The sequence below is a fragment of the Rhodococcus sp. H29-C3 genome, from assembly GCF_030063405.1.
Classification (GTDB): domain Bacteria; phylum Actinomycetota; class Actinomycetes; order Mycobacteriales; family Mycobacteriaceae; genus Rhodococcoides.
Genome location: NZ_JASITC010000007.1, coordinates 79,622 through 96,075, shown reverse-complemented (window position 1 = coordinate 96,075; position 16,454 = coordinate 79,622). Strand labels below are relative to the sequence as shown.

Here is a 16,454-nt window from a genome sequence, read left to right as displayed (position 1 = left end):
TGGCAGCGACGATCGTCGTTGCTGTTACTGGCCGTGTGCGAGGGCAGCGTCGAGGGCGGTGAGGATCTCAGCGGGCTCGCTACGGGAGGTGTAGTCGGGGTGCACATCGATCCACCGGATCGAGCCGGCTGCGTCGACGACGACCACTGTGGGAAACGGGACTGTAGGGGTCCCGTCGGCATTGATGTCGGCGAGGTCGAGTCCCAGGCTTACCTGAGCGTTGCGGGCTTCTTCCCCTGGTGCGGTGAGGATGCCGAGCCGGCCTGCGATCTGGTTCCCCGGATCGGAGACCACCGTGTAGGTCAGATCATTCTTCTGTTGCATCGACAGCGAACCGTCCGGCTTCTGCGGACTGACAGCCACCAGAGCGACGCCACGAGCGTCGAGCTCGCTCACCAACGTTTCCTCATAGGCACGCAGCGTCAGGTTGCAGTACGGACACCATGCCCCTCGGTAGAAGACCACCACTGCGGGGCGGCCGGCCCGGACCGACGCCAACGTAGTGGGATGTCCGCTCTCGTCGACAACGTCTCCGTCGGGCATAGCCGTGCCGGCGGCAGCGACATCTGCCGGTATCCCCGCTGCGGTGACCCGTGCCAGGTCGGCATCGAAAGCCGCCCTCACATCTGCCGGCAGCCGTGTCGCTGACTTTCGCTGAAGCTCTACAACCCGGTCGGCAATCGGTGTGTGAGGAGTAGGCATCCGCAGGAGCTCCGATTCGGTAGGGGTCGTTGGAGTATCGCTGGGGTCGAGCCTGGTGCCCTTCGGTCCCATGAGCAAGGTAGCAGAACTGGCCTTCACAGTGACGGCTGCGGCATGTGGGTCACCGCACGTCGGCAGGGCATCTCAGGACCGCGCTCGCCACAGGCTCGATCGATGAGGTCCAGACACAAACTATGAAGCAATGCAACAGGAATAAGCTACCGGAACTTGTGGATAGATCCCCACTTTCGACATTCTTGTACGCATCGAAATACGGAATTGTGCACCACCGAACGACCCACAATTGGACGACGCACGAGACAACAGCGCTGCAGTTGGCGTCCCCCAACGGTGAACCGTTCGGAACCTCGATGCTCTTTCGGCGAGAACTGCGTGAAGCGCGCTCCTCTCAAAACCATATGCACACGAGGCTATCGATCTGCATCACCCATACACACTGTGCGCGAATAGTTTTCGCATTGTCCGGAGAGATCCCCGATCTGATATCAGGGCGTGCACCGGATACCGAAGCGCGAGAACGACAGTGCGCCCGCCGGAAGCCCGTTCGGGTCCATGCGGGCGCACTCGAGGTCGCGAGAGTCAGACTCGCTCTGTTTCGGTCGGCGATGTCAGCATCGAAGGGCGGTTGCGGTGGTAGCGCTGTCTGATAACGCCGATGGTGACAGCTATCGCGGTGACTACGGTTGTAAGCACCAGAGACTCTCGGCTCGAAGGATTGTTGGCCATGCCGCCGATGACGGCGATCAGCACGATAAGTACGAGAATGTCGAGCGCTGGGAACAGCCACATTTTGAACTTCAGCTGCGCACGCTCTTCAGCCGACATACGCATACGGCTGCGGATGTGGGTTGCGGTGATGCAGACGTAGACGACTACCGCTATTCCGCCGGCGGAATTCAGCAAGAATTCGTATACCGAAGCGGTGGGCAGGAAGTAGTTGGCAACGACGGTCAGCAGGCCCACGCTCGACGCCGCGAATACCGCGTAGCCAGGCACGCCCGACTTTGTGGTTCGCGAGAGGATCTTCGGCGCCTCGCCGCGTGCGGCAAGTGAGAACAACATGCGGGACGACGCGTAGATGCCCGCGTTCAGGCAGGACAGCACGGCGATCAACACAATGATGTTCATCGCCGTCCCGGCGTAGGGGATGTTGAGGTTGCTCAGCACAGCCGAGTACGGGGACTCTGCGACCTGGGTGGAATTCCATGGCAGAAGAGTGACGATGATGATGATCGAGCCGACGTAGAAGAGAAGGATGCGCCAGACCACCGAGTTGATGCCGGTACGGACAGCCCGCACGGGATCCTCTGCCTCACCTGCGGCGATAGTGACGACCTCGGTGCCGAAGAATGAGAAGAACACCACGAGTGATGCCGTAAGGACCGCGGACCAGCCGCTCGGCGCGAAGCCGCCCTGTCCGGTGAGGTTTGACATGCCCGGCGCGTCGACGCCGGGGAACATGCCGAGAATCGCTGCGATTCCAAGCAGCAGGAATACGACGATGGCCGCAACCTTGATCATGGCGAACCAGAACTCGAAGGTGCCGAAGTTCTCCACCCGGGTGAAGTTGACGGCGATCAGCGCCGCCATGAACACGAATGCTGCCAACCACGTTGGTATCGAAGGGAACATCTGGTGCGTGATGGCTGCTCCGACGACGGCCTCGAACCCGATGGTGATGCACCACTGGTACGCGTAGAGCCAGCCGACGGACAATCCCGCCCACGAGCCGAGTTCGCGGCTCGCATAGCTGGAGAATGAACCGCTCTCCGGCCTGTTCACGGACATCTCGCCGAGCATCCGCATGACGAGAACGATGACGATGCCCACCGCCGCGTAAGCCACGAGTGTTGCAGGGCCGGCGATCTGGATGGCGGAGCCGGAGCCGACAAAGAGTCCGGCGCCGATCACGCCTCCGATGGCGATCATCGTCATTTGCCGTTCGCGCAGTGCGCCGCGCAACTTGTGGGTGCCCTCCGTGGATTGCACCGGATACTTCACCGATCGTTTGGACATGTGCTCTTCTCCTGCGAGTCAACGTTGATTGTGCGCCAGTTCGGCATCATGTGGCGCGGACCACATCGTCCGCATGCAACTAGAGTTGCACAGTTGACCTCATTTGCATATACATCAAGCAAATCTTGTTGTAGATTGATTTTTGTGTGGCGGATCACCGCCCGGCAACTGGCATGAGGAGCAGCACCATGACATCGGTGAACATTCGTGAGCAGTCGGTGGCAGGTTTGCGCTGGCTTGTCGTCTCGGGCGAACGAGAGGCTGCATTCCGCGCTCTCGGCGAGCACACCCGCGAGAACATCGTCGCCGTCCAGAACTCGATGCCAGAGCGCGAAGACCTGCGCAGATTCACCACTACCGGCGGCGGTCGGCACACGCTGGCGGCCGTGGTCGAAGCCACCGCCCGCGAATATCCTGAGCAGGTCGCCGAGCTTCGCGCGCTGGCCGAGGGTGCCGGCGTCGACTATCAGTCGATCCTGTTGGCCAACCTACGCGGGGACGTCGGCGTGGACGACGGCACCGGCTGCACCGACATGGCGTGGCACCGGAAGTCCTCTTTCGTGGCCCACAACGAGGACGGCGCGCCGGCATTGCTCGGTCACTTCATGCTGCTCACACTGGAGATCGACGGGCAGCAGCCAGTCACCGCGCAGTGGTACCCAGGCTTCAGCCCAGCGAACGCGTTTGTCGCCAATGCTGCCGGCCTGATTTGGGGGATCAACCACATCCAGGTCGCGGAGCCGATCTACGCGCCCGGCCGGCATTTCATCGCGCGTGCTCTACAGCAGTGCACCTCTTTCGAAGGGGCCATCGACTACCTGCGCACACACCCGAGCGCGGGTGGGTTCGCATACACGATCGGCGAGTCCGGCACTGGGCGATCCGCGACAGTCGAGACCGTCGCCGGTCGAGTCGCCGTACGATCGGCCACCGAGGAATCACCGCTGCAGTGGCATACCAACCATGTCCGGTTCCTCCCCTGCCCGCCGGACATGCCGACCGCCTCGGGCGATGGCGCGGCCACCGGCAAACTCGGTCAATACAGCGAGTCCATGGCCCGCGGCAAGGTTCTCGAAGGACTGTCCACCCCCGCGGCCGAACCCGACGCCGCTTGGTTCCAGACGATCCTCTCCTCGGAGCCTGTGCCGTGCGGCGTGCACAGGACTGCCGCCGGCAACGATCCACTGATGACGCTGTGCACCACCGTCGCGGACCTCACGAGAGAGCGTTTGCATATCCGAGGCGCGGACGGCGCTACTGCCGAGATCGCCCTACCAGCATTCGCGCGCGGCGAGCTGAGCTGAGGACGGCCGTCAGTGCGACTAGCGCGGTTCCGGCGGCGACGCCTCGGCCGAGTAGACGCCGAAGTCCTGCAGCAACCTCTCTTCCAACAGCAGAGTGTCCCGCACCGAGTGGCCCTTGATTTGCGCGACGCCGTTGGCGAGGGCCTGGGAGAGCGAAGTGAACGCCGTCATCGAACGAAGTACGGACGTGCTCGACGCATCGAGGTAGAACACGTCGTCAGCCCATTTCGCCAACGGTGAACTCGGGTTGTCCGTCATCGCGATCACATGCGCCCCGCATTGGTGCGCCCACTCGGCCGCGCGGACTGTGGCAGTGCTGTAGCGATGGATGGAAACAGCCACGAAGCAATCGCCGGGCCGCACGCGCCGCATCTCGTCGGTCAACCCGCCGAGGCTGGCGGTGATGATTTCGACGTCCTCACGCAACAGTCGCAGCAGATATCCCAAAAGATAGGCAGGGCCGTGGGTCTTGCGCATGCCCATCACATGCACTCGGGCGGCGCCTGCCAGTTGCGCGACGGCCGAATCCCAGGTGGCGTCGTCGATCCGCGCGAACGTGCGCGAGATGTTCGACTGGTCCAACTCCACGGTGCGCTTGATCATCTCTGCCGCCGAGTCGCCCATCTGCTCGAGCCTGTCGAACCGTCGGAGCATTTGTGCTTGCTCCTGAAGCCGCTCGCGGCACAGTTTTGTCAGACCTGGATAGCCCTTGAGCCCCAGCCCGCTCGAGAAGCGTACGACGGTCGCCTCATTCACACCCACCGCCGAGGCGAGCTCGGAGATGGTCATGAAAGCAACGGTCTCCGGGTCTGCCATGACTCGTTCTGCAAGCAGCTTGTGCGAGGGCGAGAGCGTGTCGAACCGCGCACGAATCTGCGTCAGCAGCTCGGGAAAGGTCTCCGGCACAGCGACCTTTACCGCACCGGCCCCAATCCCGTCTACGGATCTTGCTGCGGGTTTGGCAGCCATGGTTTCTGTCCTCTCACCGGGTCCGCGCAGCCGCACAGCCGTCGCCGACATTTGCATGCCGACGTTACCTGCAGTTCTGGTTGCGATCACTCTATGACCAATCGACACGACGCGACGCGAATTTGCACGATTTCATTAATTTGCAAATTTACTTGCATCGACTGCGTAAATGGTGTTGCATGTATCACAACGTTGCCGAATACGGCGCCCCCAAGACGACCACAGGAAGAAGACACACCATGACAACGGTGCTGACCTCCCGCCACGGCAGCGTGCTCACACTGTCACTCAATCGCCCCGAGCGGCTCAACGCGGTGAGCGAGGAGCTTTACGGTGACACCATAGATGCCCTCCGCGACGCCGACGCCGACCCCGAAATCCGCTCCGTCGTACTTACTGGCGCAGGCCGGGCGTTCTGTGTCGGCGCGGATCTCAAGGCTCACAAGTCCGGAGGCCGCTCTACCGAGGCGCAGGCCCACTATCTAGACCTAGGGCAGCGCGTCTGCGAGCAGATCCAAAAGATGAGCACCCCGGTTATCGCCGCTGTCAACGGTTACGCACTGGGAGCCGGTGCGGAGATGGCCGTGAGTGCCGACTTCCTCGTCATCGCCGAAGACGCGAAGATGGGTTTTCCGGAGGTCAGCATCGGCACCTTCGTCGGCGGTGGCGTCACCAATCGCCTGCCCCGCCTCGTGGGATTACGTCGCGCCACCGAGATGCTCATCCTGGGCGAACGGTTCACCGGTGTGCAAGCCCTCGAGTGGGGTTTGGCCTACAAGTCGGTGCCCGCAGAGTCGTTGCTCGACGAGGCACATGTCCTCGCCGCCGCTCTCGCCGGCAAGGCGCCCCTGTCGTTGGCCCGCATGAAGGCCGCGCTGCTTCGCAACGACGACCTCGAAACCGTGCTTCGTACCGAGCCCCAGGAGCTGCTCGCCCTCATGAGCACCAGCGACTGGGCTGAGGGAGTCGCGTCGTTCGCCGAGAAGCGCGACCCAGTCTTTCAAGGAAAGTGATCTCGCCATGACTGCGTCAACCACCACCCGGACCCAGCTCGAGCGGACCTTCGACCCCCGCTCCATCGCGATCATCGGCGCGTCCACCAACGCGTCCAAGCGCGGCTACCAAGCTGTAAGAGCATTGCAGGAGGCTGGGTACGAATTCCCCGTGTTTCCGGTGAACCCCACGGCCTCGGAGATCCTGGGCCTAACTGTGACGCCCGCCATCGGCGAACTGCCCCACGGCATCGACGTCGCGCTGATCGCACTGCCCGGCAAGGCTGTGCCCGACGCTCTGCGCGACTGCGCCGCGGTGGGCATCGCCGGAGCCGTTGTGCTCGCCAACGGATTCAAGGAGATCGGCGAGCAAGGGGCTGAACTCGAGCGGCAACTGGCAGAGGCCATCGCCGAGACCGGTATCCGAGTAATCGGTCCCAATACCTCCGGCATGTTCAACGTCACAACCGGAGCAAACCTCGTCGGCCTGGCCGGCGTCCCCAAGGGCCCGATCAGCATCGTCACACAGAGCGGTAACATGCTGCTCTCACTGGTCAACGACAACAAGGTGCTGCGCGGGCCTGGCTTTCACACCTACATTGGCCTCGGCAACCAGGCCGATGTGCGCTATGACGAGTGTGTCACCGAACTCGTCCGCCATGAGCGCACCGGAGCCGTCGCGATTCACAGCGAGGGCCTGCAGGATGGGCGTGCATTCCTCGTCGCCGCTGCCGCCGCGACGGTCCACAAGCCCGTTGTGTTGCTGCGCGGTGGGCGCTCGGAGATCGGCCAGCGCACTGCGCTATCGCACACGGGCTCCATCGCCGGGTCCGACGCCGTCGCCACTGCTGTCCTCGGACAGGCCGGCGTGGAGTTGGTCGACCGATCCGACGAGTTGGCGGTGGTGGCCGGTGCACTCGCCACTACGCTCCCTATCTCCCACGGACGCAAGGTCGCGATCCTGTCCGACGGTGGCGGCCATGCAACCCTGGCCGCCGATGCGCTCACCAAGGCCGGCGTCGAACTTGCAGAGCTCTCCGAGCAAACGCAGTCCGTGCTACGCAGTCTGCTCGGTATACCTGCCGCAGTGCACAATCCGGTAGATGTCGCCGGCGCCACCGATGCCAACCCAGGGCTGTTCGCCGACTGCGTCGAGACGCTGATGGACGACGCCAATGTGGGCTTGGTGCTGATCGTCGGCCTCTACGGCGGTTACCACCTGCGCTTCGACGAGCGCCTTCGTACTCAGGAGGGTGCCACCGCGTTGACACTCCTGCATCTGTCCACCCAGAAGAGGGTGCCGCTGATGGTGCAGAGCTGCTACGCCGGCGATGCCGTCGACAACCACACCGCGCTGCGAGACGGGGGCGTGCCGGTCGTGTCATCGATCGACCACGCGGTCCGGATCGTGGCCGCGCTCGATCGTCGTGGTCACCGGGTGGAGACCGCGTCGGCCCGCTCCTCGTTGGCACTGCCCGCGCCTATCGTTATCGCCGGTGCCACCTCCGGGATCATGGATGAGCCAACAGCACGCCGCCTCGCTGAGGCCGCGGGTATCGACGTAGGCCGATGGAGCCTGGCGGCCGATCCCGATGAAGTGGAGACGGCCGTGCGCGAATACGACGCGCCGTGCGCCCTGAAGATCGTCTCCCCCCAGATAATCCACAAGTCCGACGTCGGCGGCGTGCGCCTGGGTGTCACTGCTCTGGACGCAGTTCAGCAGGCGCAGTCGATGATCGACACGGTCCTGACCAACGTGCCGAACGCACAGATCACCGGCATCGTGGTCAGCCCCATGGCCAAGTCGGGGGTCGAACTCCTCGTAGGTGCCACTAGGGACCCCATCTTCGGGCCTGTAGTAGCCTTCGGCAGCGGCGGCGTCATGGTCGAGGCGCTCAAAGATGTCACGTTCCGCGCTGCGCCGTTCACCGAGCTCGAGGCAGCGGAGATGATCGACGAGACCATCGCGGCCCGCATGCTCGACGGCTACCGGCACCTGCCCGTCGTCGACCGCGCCGAGCTCGCCCGATTCCTGGTCAAAGTAGGCGACATCGTCGCGGCGCACCCGCAGATCAGCGAACTCGACCTCAACCCCGTCATAGCGAACGAAGACGGTATCACGCCCGTTGATGTTCGAATCGTTCTGTCCGACAACACTTCAGGAGCAAAGCTGTGAACAGCCCCCTAATGGTCGAGCGCCACGGCGACATCGTCACGTGGACCCTCAACAGCCCGGATACCCGCAACGCAATCTCCGACGAGGCCATGATCCTGGCGCTCGAAAATGCCATCGACGCTGTGAACGCCGACGAGAGCGTGCGGGTTGCGATCCTCACCGGAGCTGGGTCCGCGTTCTCCTCGGGCGGCAACGTCAAGCACATGCGCGACAAGGTCGGCATGTTCGGCGGCACCCCCGCCGAATTGCGCCAGGGCTACCGCCACGGCATCCAGCGCATCCCGCGCGCGTTCGCGAATTGCGAGGTCCCGGTGGTGGCCGCGGTCAACGGCCCCGCGATCGGTGCAGGCTGCGACCTTGCGGTGATGTGCGATCTGCGCATCGCGTCCACTGCCGCCCGCTTCGCGGAGAGCTTCGTCAAGGTGGGCATCATCCCCGGCGATGGCGGCGCATGGCTGTTACCCCGGGCGATCGGGATGGCCAGAGCCAGCGAGATGGCACTGACCGGCGACGCGATCGACGCCGCGAGGGCCCTGGACTGGGGCTTGGTTTCCCAGGTGGTGGAACCGGACGAACTCTTGGGCGCCGCTCACGCCCTGGCTGGACGAGTTGCTGCGAATCCGCCGCAGGTGGTCCGCATGACCAAGCGACTGCTGCGCGAGGGGCAGCACCAGAGCCTCGAGTCCCTACTGGAACTCTCCGCCGCAATGCAGGCGGTTGCGCACCACACCGCCGACCACCAGGAGGCCGTGGCAGCGATGCTCGAGAAGCGCGCCCCCGACTTCAGCGGCCGGTAGGGCAAGTTCGCAGGTGCTTGAAGCCCTTCTGTAGTTCAAAGAACTGAATGCGTCGGCCTGGCCGTATGCGGGCCGAGAATGCACCCGCTTGGCAGCGCGAAGCACGGTACCGAATGTCATTTCCGCTCGAATCAGATGCTCATGTCACCGTCGGGTTCGAGCTCTTCCTGCTGACGAATTGCCAGCAACCGGAGCGGTGACCGACGCGAAGATTGCTACTCGACCACGCTGTGGGCGCCCAACCTGTCAACCGAGTGCGACGGGAAGAAGTCCCCGAGGAGTGTTCCGTGCGATCTCTTCGAGAGCGCACGCCAGTTCCGGATACTCGAAGCAAAACCCCGACTCCGTCAACACACCTGGATCCACCCAGCGGCTTTTCAACACCAGTTCCGCCTCTGTGCGGATCACGCGCGCACCGAACTGAAGCAACCACGCGGGCGTCGGTGCGCCATGACTGCGTCCCAATGCAACTCGCACTTTCTTCATCAACTCGTCGTTGGTCACTGGGAACGGCGTAGCAACATTGACCGGCCCCGAAATGTCTTTGTGGGCATAGAGATGATCGATGGCGCGCGCGACATCGACGATGTGTACCCAGCTGAACATCTGGCGGCCATCTCCCATCCGGCCACCGAGTCCCACTCTGGCTAAGTTGATCACCGGATTGATGGCCCCTCCACCTGCACCCAAGACGATCGACAGCCGGAGCGCGACGCGACGCACTGTTGCATCGGCGTCGAACATCTCACGCTCCCAGGACCGGGCCACCTCGACCGAGAACCCTGCACCGATCTCACCTGTGCGTTCATCCATCGCTCGGTCACGCGCATCGCGATAGATCGTGCCGGTGCTCGCGTTGACCCACAGTGCCGGGACCTGCTGCACGTCCGCCATCGCACGACCCAACTGGGCAGTCGTCTGTATGCGCGAGGACAGAATGTCGTCGGCATTGCTCTTGCTGTATCGGCAACTCACCGAACGTCCAGCGAGATTGACCACCAGATCGGCACCGTCGAGGACCTCCACCAGGCCGCGATGATCGGACCATGTCGCATCGCTGGTCGCTCCGCGTCCGACAGTTCGCACTCGAATACCGCGCTGCTCGTAGCTTCGGCGGAGGTACTGACCGATATATCCTCTCGCCCCGCAGATCACGACTGTCGATGGTGAATCCATTTCGGTCACTTCTCTTCTCGTGAAGTCATTCGTGTCAGCAGAGCCGCCACGTCGGCGACCAGTCCGCGCGCCACCGGAAGCCGTGCCAAACGCACGGACTTCGCGACCACTGGAACTAGACCGTCGACCAACGCGCGTGTTCGTGTTTGGTCGTCGGAGGAGTCGGTGACCCAGTGCAAGGTGACACCCAGGTATGCCATCCACAAAAGGGTCGGAAGGTTGTCACTCAACGAGGTTGGAACCTTCTGCTTCGACACCGTCAGTGTCGTGCGCATCAAATCGATGGCCATGGATCTCGCGTCCGAAGATTGTTCGGAGAACGGGCTCGAATTCGATTTACGTGGCAGCGTCGACTGGAGGAAGGAACCGCCGAATGCGTGATACGGCCCCATTACGTCCAGTCCCGAATGCAATACGACGGCCAGGTTCTCCGCCAAAGCGCCGCCTTCGACAAGTGCGGGGAGTGCACGGTCGCGGTGTTCGCGCTGCACTTTCAGATACAGCTCGTGAACAAGTTCGTCCTTACCGGCGAAGTAGTAGTACGCGTTGCCCAATGACACTCCCGCCTCGTCGGCGATCCGGCGCATGGTGGTTGCCTGAAACCCTTCCTCCCGGAACAGTCGCAACGCGACGTCTACTACCTTCTCACGTGTTTCCATTGTCCGAACCATCATGACCTCACCCCAAATATGAACGTGTTCAAAGAGACGCTACGCGTAAACTTGAACACGTTCGAGAAGGATCACGGATCGGTGTCTGGGAACATCATTCAGTCCAGCCACCGACGTCGCGTCGAAACGCCCAACGCCTCTCGTAGATCTGTCCCAGAGCAAAGAGCATGTCGCAGAACGTCCGCTCGAACTGTTCTGCCGTCCGTCAGATTCGGAGATGTGCGGTATCCCGGTCGATCGAACCCAGGTATCCAGTCGAGACTCGGCGAAAGGATCTCCGTGGCAACCTGTCCCCCACCCCACCACCCCGGAGGTTAGAGCCCTGTCTGATTCACTCCGTACTGAGCCTGTTCAGGGGTGAACCCTTCGTATATCAACTGATCGACGGGACCCTGACGCGAAAAGGCGGTGTAGTCGAGGTAGTACTGAGCGGAGAGCGCGGCCTGTTCGTTCCAATCAGCCGCGACATTGTCCATAGCGAAGGTCGCATCCTCGGTCGAGTAGTCCTCGTACGTCAGTTGATCGATCAGACCCTGTCGTGAAACGACGAAAAGTCCAGATAGCTGTTGGCCGCACGCACAGCATTGCGCTGTCCGCCGATCATCCTCGTCTGCCCGTTGGCCGGCTCGGTCGTCTTCGGTACACCAGGCGCGATTGGTGCTGGCGCCACAGGTTCGATGGTTTCCACCGGCACGACAGGAGCCGGTGGCGGGGCCGCGGGCGGAAGAACAGTCGTGGTCGTGACTTTCGGAATGGCCGGAGCCTTTTCGACCGCACTCGATTGTGCCGTTGTGGCCACCTGCCCACCCGCTACGCCGTCCGATGACTTGTCGGCTGAATTGAGCGCACCGATAACGACGAGAAGCACCACCCCGGCCACCACGACCCATGGCCACTTCTTTCGGTTGGATCCACCGGAAGCCGGATCAGCAGGAATACCCGACAAGTGTTGGGAAGCAGTCGGTTTCATCGGATCTGGCTGAAGAGCGGTCGTCCACTGTTGGGTGGTCGCCCGTTACTGCTTGTCATTCAAATCCGCTGAGGTTGCGTCAGCGTATGTTTCCCCCACGGCTGCACTGTCACATCAGAATTCTTCGAGACCATCAGCACAGATAATCTTCTGCTTCGTCCCATTGGGTTGCAGAATGGCCTGCTCCGAACTCCAGCGGAATCAAAGACTCAACCGATTGACCCTGAACAGCTGAAATGCAGATTTCGGTCCAAAAATTCAACCGTCCGAATGACCCCACGCCGATTTCCGTACCACGGCTCCTATGGAACGAAGAAGCTTGCGAGTCCTGGGGTGATCGTCCCAAGGGTGGAAACGACGGTGACCACAACATGCCCAGACCCACTCATCACCATCGCCTCAGACGGAAATCCGTAGAGTCCGTGAGACATTCGCGCGGAGCCAGACGCTCCGGTCGACAGATTCAACCAATGCACGTCGGACGAGATCAAGCACCCCCACCTGCCTTCCTTGCCACCGGTGATGGTTACCGTGCCAGGCTGTTCGCCGAGCACCGCCACACAGCGCACAGCGGGAGCGTCGAAGCTGCCGTTAGGATTTCCGAACGGTGCCGGGTCGACTTGGAACGGAACGGTCACAGCCGCGGACGCAGTGCCAACCGTCGCCAGCGTCGAACCGATGACGACGGATGCGCAGACGAGCAGCGTACGAACAACTTTCTTCACAGCAACCTCCAGTACAGGCCCGAACAGGCGTGAGGGTTATCCTCTACCCCTGCGCACGATCACGGCAAGACGCCACCTCGCCGTCGCCGCATCACGATCGGCATGTTTAGCAGGGGTGATGGCCTCACTCGAAACCCGCAGGAACTCGACAGCGCGTACACCACCGACCGTTGCATCGAGGCTTGAAAGTTCAGATGCCGACGTTGTGTCAGCACAGCTGTTGTGAACGAGTCATGCGGGCAGATGTTCGTGCAGCATGCAGCCGATCTGCGAGCAGCTATGCAACAAAATGTTCTCCAACAGCTTTGAGTCCAGTGCTGTAGACGTTGTCGCCATATGCCTGCTCGATCATGGCTACAGCATCGTCGCCGGATCGATAGGTAGCGCTCCATTGGATTTCTGAGCCCTGATCGTGGGGGACGACCGCGATCGTCGCGACGTAGTCACGGACGGGCAGCATCGGGTCGAGTACTTCATAACTGTAGCTGCGCTTCTCAGCATCGCGGGCGCGTAATTGCTCACGGGCCACTACTCGTCCGTCTACTGAAAAGGTTCGGACAGAACCTATCCCTGTCGGGTCTGCATTGTTTTCCATTTCCACGGGAGGAACACCGGGATGCCAAGACGCAAGAGCATCGAAGTCCCCCACGTACTCCCACGCGATATCTGGGAGCACGGGAACAATCACGTTACGTGTGATAAATCGAATCATCATTTTTCCTATTCTGTCGAATCTGGAGTCAGTTCAGTGTTCTTGTTCGACGGTAATGATCCGGAGCACTGATAATGCTGATGCTGCGAGTTGTCCGATCTCGTTGGGATCGCCCGGTTCCTGGGTTGCCCAGTACTCCAAAGTGACTGTGAGCGCGCCGATCAGCGTATGCGACAACATGCGCGCCTCGAGACCATCAGGTTCCAATCCGGCACGCCGGGCGAGAAGCGGTCGCATTTCCTCTGCTAGTCCATGTGCCGCAACCATCCATCGTGCGTGAATACCGGGCACTGAAGTGAGGATGACGAAAAGTTCACTCGACGAGATACCTTCTGTATTTTTGTAACGTTCGAATACTTGCAGAAATGCTTGCTGTACGGACGCTGACACCAATTCTTGCTCGGGTTGGTTTCGCAGGCATTCTACGAAGTGGCGAATCCCCGAAACGACCACTGGGGTCAAGGTGTCTTCTTTCGCAGCACAGTGCCGGTAGAAGGTTCGAACCGACATTCCGGCTCCGCGCGCAATATCCTCCACCGAGGTCGCGTCGAATCCGCGCTCAGCAAAGAGTCGTGCAGCACTCGCGGCGATGTCCATCCGCACTGCCGCCCGACGACGGTCCATCAACGACTGCTGCGGTCGGGTCATAGTTCCTCCGGAGGTCTTTGACACACATTAGCATGATGGCATAGATTGGCACCTTGTCTCATATGCGCACATTGCGATCACGCTTCCTCGAACCATGACAAGGCGGGACATGACCAGAACGTATTTAGTGACCGGTAGTGCTTCCGGTATCGGTGCTGCCGCTGCCGCGCATCTGCGCAACCAGGGTGCTCACGTCGTCGGCGCAGATCTGCGAGACAGCGATATCACCGTTGACCTCGCGACGGCAGACGGACGACGCGAGCTCGTCGAACAGGCTCACCAGTTGACAGGCGGAAGGTTGGACGGGGTTGTAGCCTGCGCGGGCGTCGCACTGTTCGACCCGATCACCATTGGTGTCAACTACTTCGGTGCTGTGGCTACCCTCGAGGGCTTGCGGCCTCTACTCGTCGAAGGGACCGATCCGAGGGCAGTGGTGATCTCGTCTGTAGCGTCACTACACCCCACTGATTCTTCCATCGTCGAAGCTGCACTTGCCGGCGACGAAGCGGCGGCAACAGCAGCAGCCCGGTCCGCCGTGGAAAGCGGCCACGGTGCACAGATCTATTCGTCGTCGAAGGCTGCGATCGCACGCTGGGTGCGTCGCAACGCCGTCACGGCTGAGTGGGCAGGCATGGGCATTCCGCTCAACGCCATCGCCCCCGGCACCATCGTCACACCGATGATCCAGGCCATGCTCGACACCGATGCAGGTCTAAAGGCTATCGATGGCAGCGTGCCGATGCCGTTGAACGGTCATGCCCAGCCACAACAGGTGGCGCAATTGATTTCCTGGCTGGTGTCCAAAGAAAACTCTCATATCACCGGCCAAGTCGTATTCCTGGACGGCGGCGCCGACGCTGTCCTTCGCGGCGACGGTACTTGGTAGACAAGATAAGGAATTTGACGATGCATCAGAAGATATACCGCGTAGGGACCCGAAAAGCCGCGCTCAGAGCGGGACTTTGCTTGGCCGTATTCGCGGCGTCGAGCTGCTCATCGGGCGCCACGGAATCGGAACAGGAATCGGAACAGGAATCGGAACCAGCATTGACGGCGACGGATCTCGACGCAACAATCAAGGAAGCCTACAGTTTCGCGTTTCCGCTCTACGACCTTTCACGTTATCGATGGACGGCGTTGGAGACGACCGACTCACGGACGAGCACCACGCTTAACAACTTCGTGCACTCACGGTCACTGGCAGGGCCCGACGACACCTGGGCGAACGGGCCGAGCCAGGACGTTCTCTACTCCACTGCCTGGTTGAATTTGGTGGACGGACCTGTCTACCTTGATATTCCGGAAGTGCAGTCACGCTACTACTCGCTGGTCTTGATCGACTTCTACTCCAACAGCTTCTTCTACGCCGGCGAGCGCACCACCGGCACGCAAGCGCAGAAGCATCTGGTCGTGGGGCCGGACTGGCAGGGTGAGGCCCCCGCCGACGCCACTGTGGTCAGGGCGCCCACGAACGACGTCTATGTCAATCTGCGCGTTCAGACGACCGGGACCGCCGACCAAGTTGCGGCGAATGCTGTGCAGGATGGATTCCGCTTCACCCCCACTCAACCTGTGTCGGAAAACTCGACAAAGCGGATTCAGCCCACCGACGATGACCCCGAGAACTACCTCGATGTCGTCAATCAGATGATCGAGCTGAACCCCCCGCCAGCGCATGACCAGTCGGCTGTCGACCGGTTCCGTGAGGTCGGCATCTGTGGGGCCGACTGCGGCTGGGGACCCCTGCCCGATGACGTCAAGGCAGCGTGGAACGCGAAGTATCCCGAGTTCGGTCGCTACATGCAAGAGTTCGCGAACCGCCCATCGCAGGGCTGGACCAACTACAACCCGCCCGGATCGGTTCTCGGCACCACGGAGCAAAGGGACTACACCCGACGGGCCTTCGCATTGTCGGCCGGCGGCGGCATGTTGGGGATGGACCGTAAGGAGGCGAACTACTGGATCACCTTCACCGACGCCGACAATGCCCCGCTGCTCGGCACCGAGGACTACGTGCTTCGCCTACCCGAGGGTGGAATTCCCGCAGAGGCATTCTGGTCGGTCACGCTGTACGAGGTTCGGGAGAATGGCCAATACCCATCGCCGAACCCGATCGACCGTTATGTCATCAGCAGTGAGACCGAAGGGTTGATCTCCAACCCGGATGGCAGCATCGATCTCCACATTCAACCAACAGCACCCTCGGCCGACGCGGCCGCGAACTGGCTACCCAGCCCGGCCGACGGAAAGAAGTTCATCCTCTTCGCCAGGTCCTACATTCCCGGTGCAGACGTGCTGGCCGGCACCTTCACGATGCCTCCAGTCGTTCCCGCAACATAGGACTCCCCCTGGGCTGCTCGTTCTCGACAACCCCGGCTGAAACCGCTGACCGCCAGTCTCCGCTCACTCGTACCGACTGAGCGGAGACTGCTCCGGTTGCGGCGGTAGACGGATCGGGGTGCTGAGGCATCACACCACCCCGCGATCCGCGCCCCCGCAGGTCACCTGAGCGGGTGAAGTGCGCTCAGGTCGATAGCTTGCTTTGTACGATTGTCAACCGAATTCAGTTCTTGTC

General features: G+C 61.8%; 16 protein-coding genes. 6 read left to right on the top strand and 10 right to left on the bottom strand.

Annotation, left to right across the window (positions count from 1 at the left end; genetic code table 11):
• Positions 1-24: 24 nt before the first annotated feature.
• Both QMK32_RS16935 and QMK32_RS16930 read right to left on the bottom strand, forming a co-directional pair.
• On the bottom strand, positions 25-702 hold the full coding sequence (locus QMK32_RS16935) for a peroxiredoxin-like family protein (protein WP_283476274.1): 678 nt from the start codon (positions 700-702) through the stop codon (positions 25-27).
• Positions 703-1,302: 600 nt separating this feature from the next.
• Positions 1,303-2,739 (bottom strand): amino acid permease, encoded by a 1,437-nt coding sequence (locus QMK32_RS16930; protein WP_283476272.1) that lies wholly within the window; start codon positions 2,737-2,739, stop codon positions 1,303-1,305.
• 188 nt (positions 2,740-2,927) lie between these two features.
• On the opposite strand from QMK32_RS16930, the gene QMK32_RS16925 reads away from it, so the two are divergent.
• Positions 2,928-4,043, top strand: a complete 1,116-nt coding sequence (locus QMK32_RS16925; RefSeq protein ID WP_283476270.1) for a C45 family autoproteolytic acyltransferase/hydrolase — start codon at positions 2,928-2,930, stop codon at positions 4,041-4,043.
• A gap of 18 nt (positions 4,044-4,061) precedes the next feature.
• Here QMK32_RS16925 and QMK32_RS16920 read toward each other — a convergent pair whose 3' ends face one another.
• Positions 4,062-5,012: a MurR/RpiR family transcriptional regulator gene (locus QMK32_RS16920; protein ID WP_283476268.1), complete on the bottom strand. Its 951-nt coding sequence runs from the start codon at positions 5,010-5,012 to the stop codon at positions 4,062-4,064.
• Between the two features lie 239 nt (positions 5,013-5,251).
• Between QMK32_RS16920 and QMK32_RS16915 the strand changes: the two genes are divergently transcribed.
• From QMK32_RS16915 to QMK32_RS16905, 3 genes are read left to right on the top strand one after another with little or no spacing between them, the layout of a single operon-like run.
• Positions 5,252-6,025 (top strand): enoyl-CoA hydratase/isomerase family protein, encoded by a 774-nt coding sequence (locus QMK32_RS16915; protein WP_269306690.1) that lies wholly within the window; start codon positions 5,252-5,254, stop codon positions 6,023-6,025.
• Between the two features lie 7 nt (positions 6,026-6,032).
• On the top strand, positions 6,033-8,180 hold the full coding sequence (locus QMK32_RS16910) for an acetate--CoA ligase family protein (RefSeq protein ID WP_283476266.1): 2,148 nt from the start codon (positions 6,033-6,035) through the stop codon (positions 8,178-8,180).
• 11 nt (positions 8,181-8,191) lie between these two features.
• Complete coding sequence (locus QMK32_RS16905) at positions 8,192-8,977, top strand: crotonase/enoyl-CoA hydratase family protein (RefSeq protein ID WP_502943669.1); 786 nt, start codon at positions 8,192-8,194, stop codon at positions 8,975-8,977.
• Between the two features lie 246 nt (positions 8,978-9,223).
• Here the strand turns inward: QMK32_RS16905 and QMK32_RS16900 are convergent, their stop codons facing one another.
• The 7 genes from QMK32_RS16900 to QMK32_RS16870 all read right to left on the bottom strand — a co-directional run bounded on the left by QMK32_RS16900 (position 9,224) and on the right by QMK32_RS16870 (position 13,879).
• Positions 9,224-10,153: a TIGR01777 family oxidoreductase gene (locus QMK32_RS16900; protein ID WP_283476263.1), complete on the bottom strand. Its 930-nt coding sequence runs from the start codon at positions 10,151-10,153 to the stop codon at positions 9,224-9,226.
• A gap of 5 nt (positions 10,154-10,158) precedes the next feature.
• Entirely contained in the window at positions 10,159-10,812 is a 654-nt protein-coding gene (locus tag QMK32_RS16895) for a TetR/AcrR family transcriptional regulator (protein WP_283476262.1), read from the bottom strand.
• Positions 10,813-11,138: 326 nt separating this feature from the next.
• Positions 11,139-11,300, bottom strand: a complete 162-nt coding sequence (locus QMK32_RS16890) for an Ltp family lipoprotein (RefSeq protein WP_283476416.1) — start codon at positions 11,298-11,300, stop codon at positions 11,139-11,141.
• A gap of 50 nt (positions 11,301-11,350) precedes the next feature.
• The gene (locus tag QMK32_RS16885; protein ID WP_283476430.1) at positions 11,351-11,794 is read right to left on the bottom strand and encodes a hypothetical protein; all 444 of its coding nucleotides are present in this window, start codon (positions 11,792-11,794) and stop codon (positions 11,351-11,353) included.
• A gap of 302 nt (positions 11,795-12,096) precedes the next feature.
• Complete coding sequence (locus tag QMK32_RS16880) at positions 12,097-12,519, bottom strand: hypothetical protein (RefSeq protein ID WP_283476261.1); 423 nt, start codon at positions 12,517-12,519, stop codon at positions 12,097-12,099.
• A gap of 277 nt (positions 12,520-12,796) precedes the next feature.
• Complete coding sequence (locus QMK32_RS16875) at positions 12,797-13,234, bottom strand: SRPBCC family protein (protein ID WP_283476259.1); 438 nt, start codon at positions 13,232-13,234, stop codon at positions 12,797-12,799.
• A gap of 30 nt (positions 13,235-13,264) precedes the next feature.
• Complete coding sequence (locus tag QMK32_RS16870) at positions 13,265-13,879, bottom strand: TetR family transcriptional regulator (RefSeq protein ID WP_283476257.1); 615 nt, start codon at positions 13,877-13,879, stop codon at positions 13,265-13,267.
• A 109-nt stretch (positions 13,880-13,988) separates the two neighbouring features.
• On the opposite strand from QMK32_RS16870, the gene QMK32_RS16865 reads away from it, so the two are divergent.
• Together QMK32_RS16865 and QMK32_RS16860 are read left to right on the top strand one after the other, a co-directional pair.
• The gene (locus QMK32_RS16865) at positions 13,989-14,765 is read left to right on the top strand and encodes an SDR family oxidoreductase (RefSeq protein ID WP_283476256.1); all 777 of its coding nucleotides are present in this window, start codon (positions 13,989-13,991) and stop codon (positions 14,763-14,765) included.
• A gap of 20 nt (positions 14,766-14,785) precedes the next feature.
• Complete coding sequence (locus QMK32_RS16860) at positions 14,786-16,219, top strand: DUF1254 domain-containing protein (RefSeq protein ID WP_283476255.1); 1,434 nt, start codon at positions 14,786-14,788, stop codon at positions 16,217-16,219.
• Positions 16,220-16,454 lie beyond the last annotated feature (235 nt).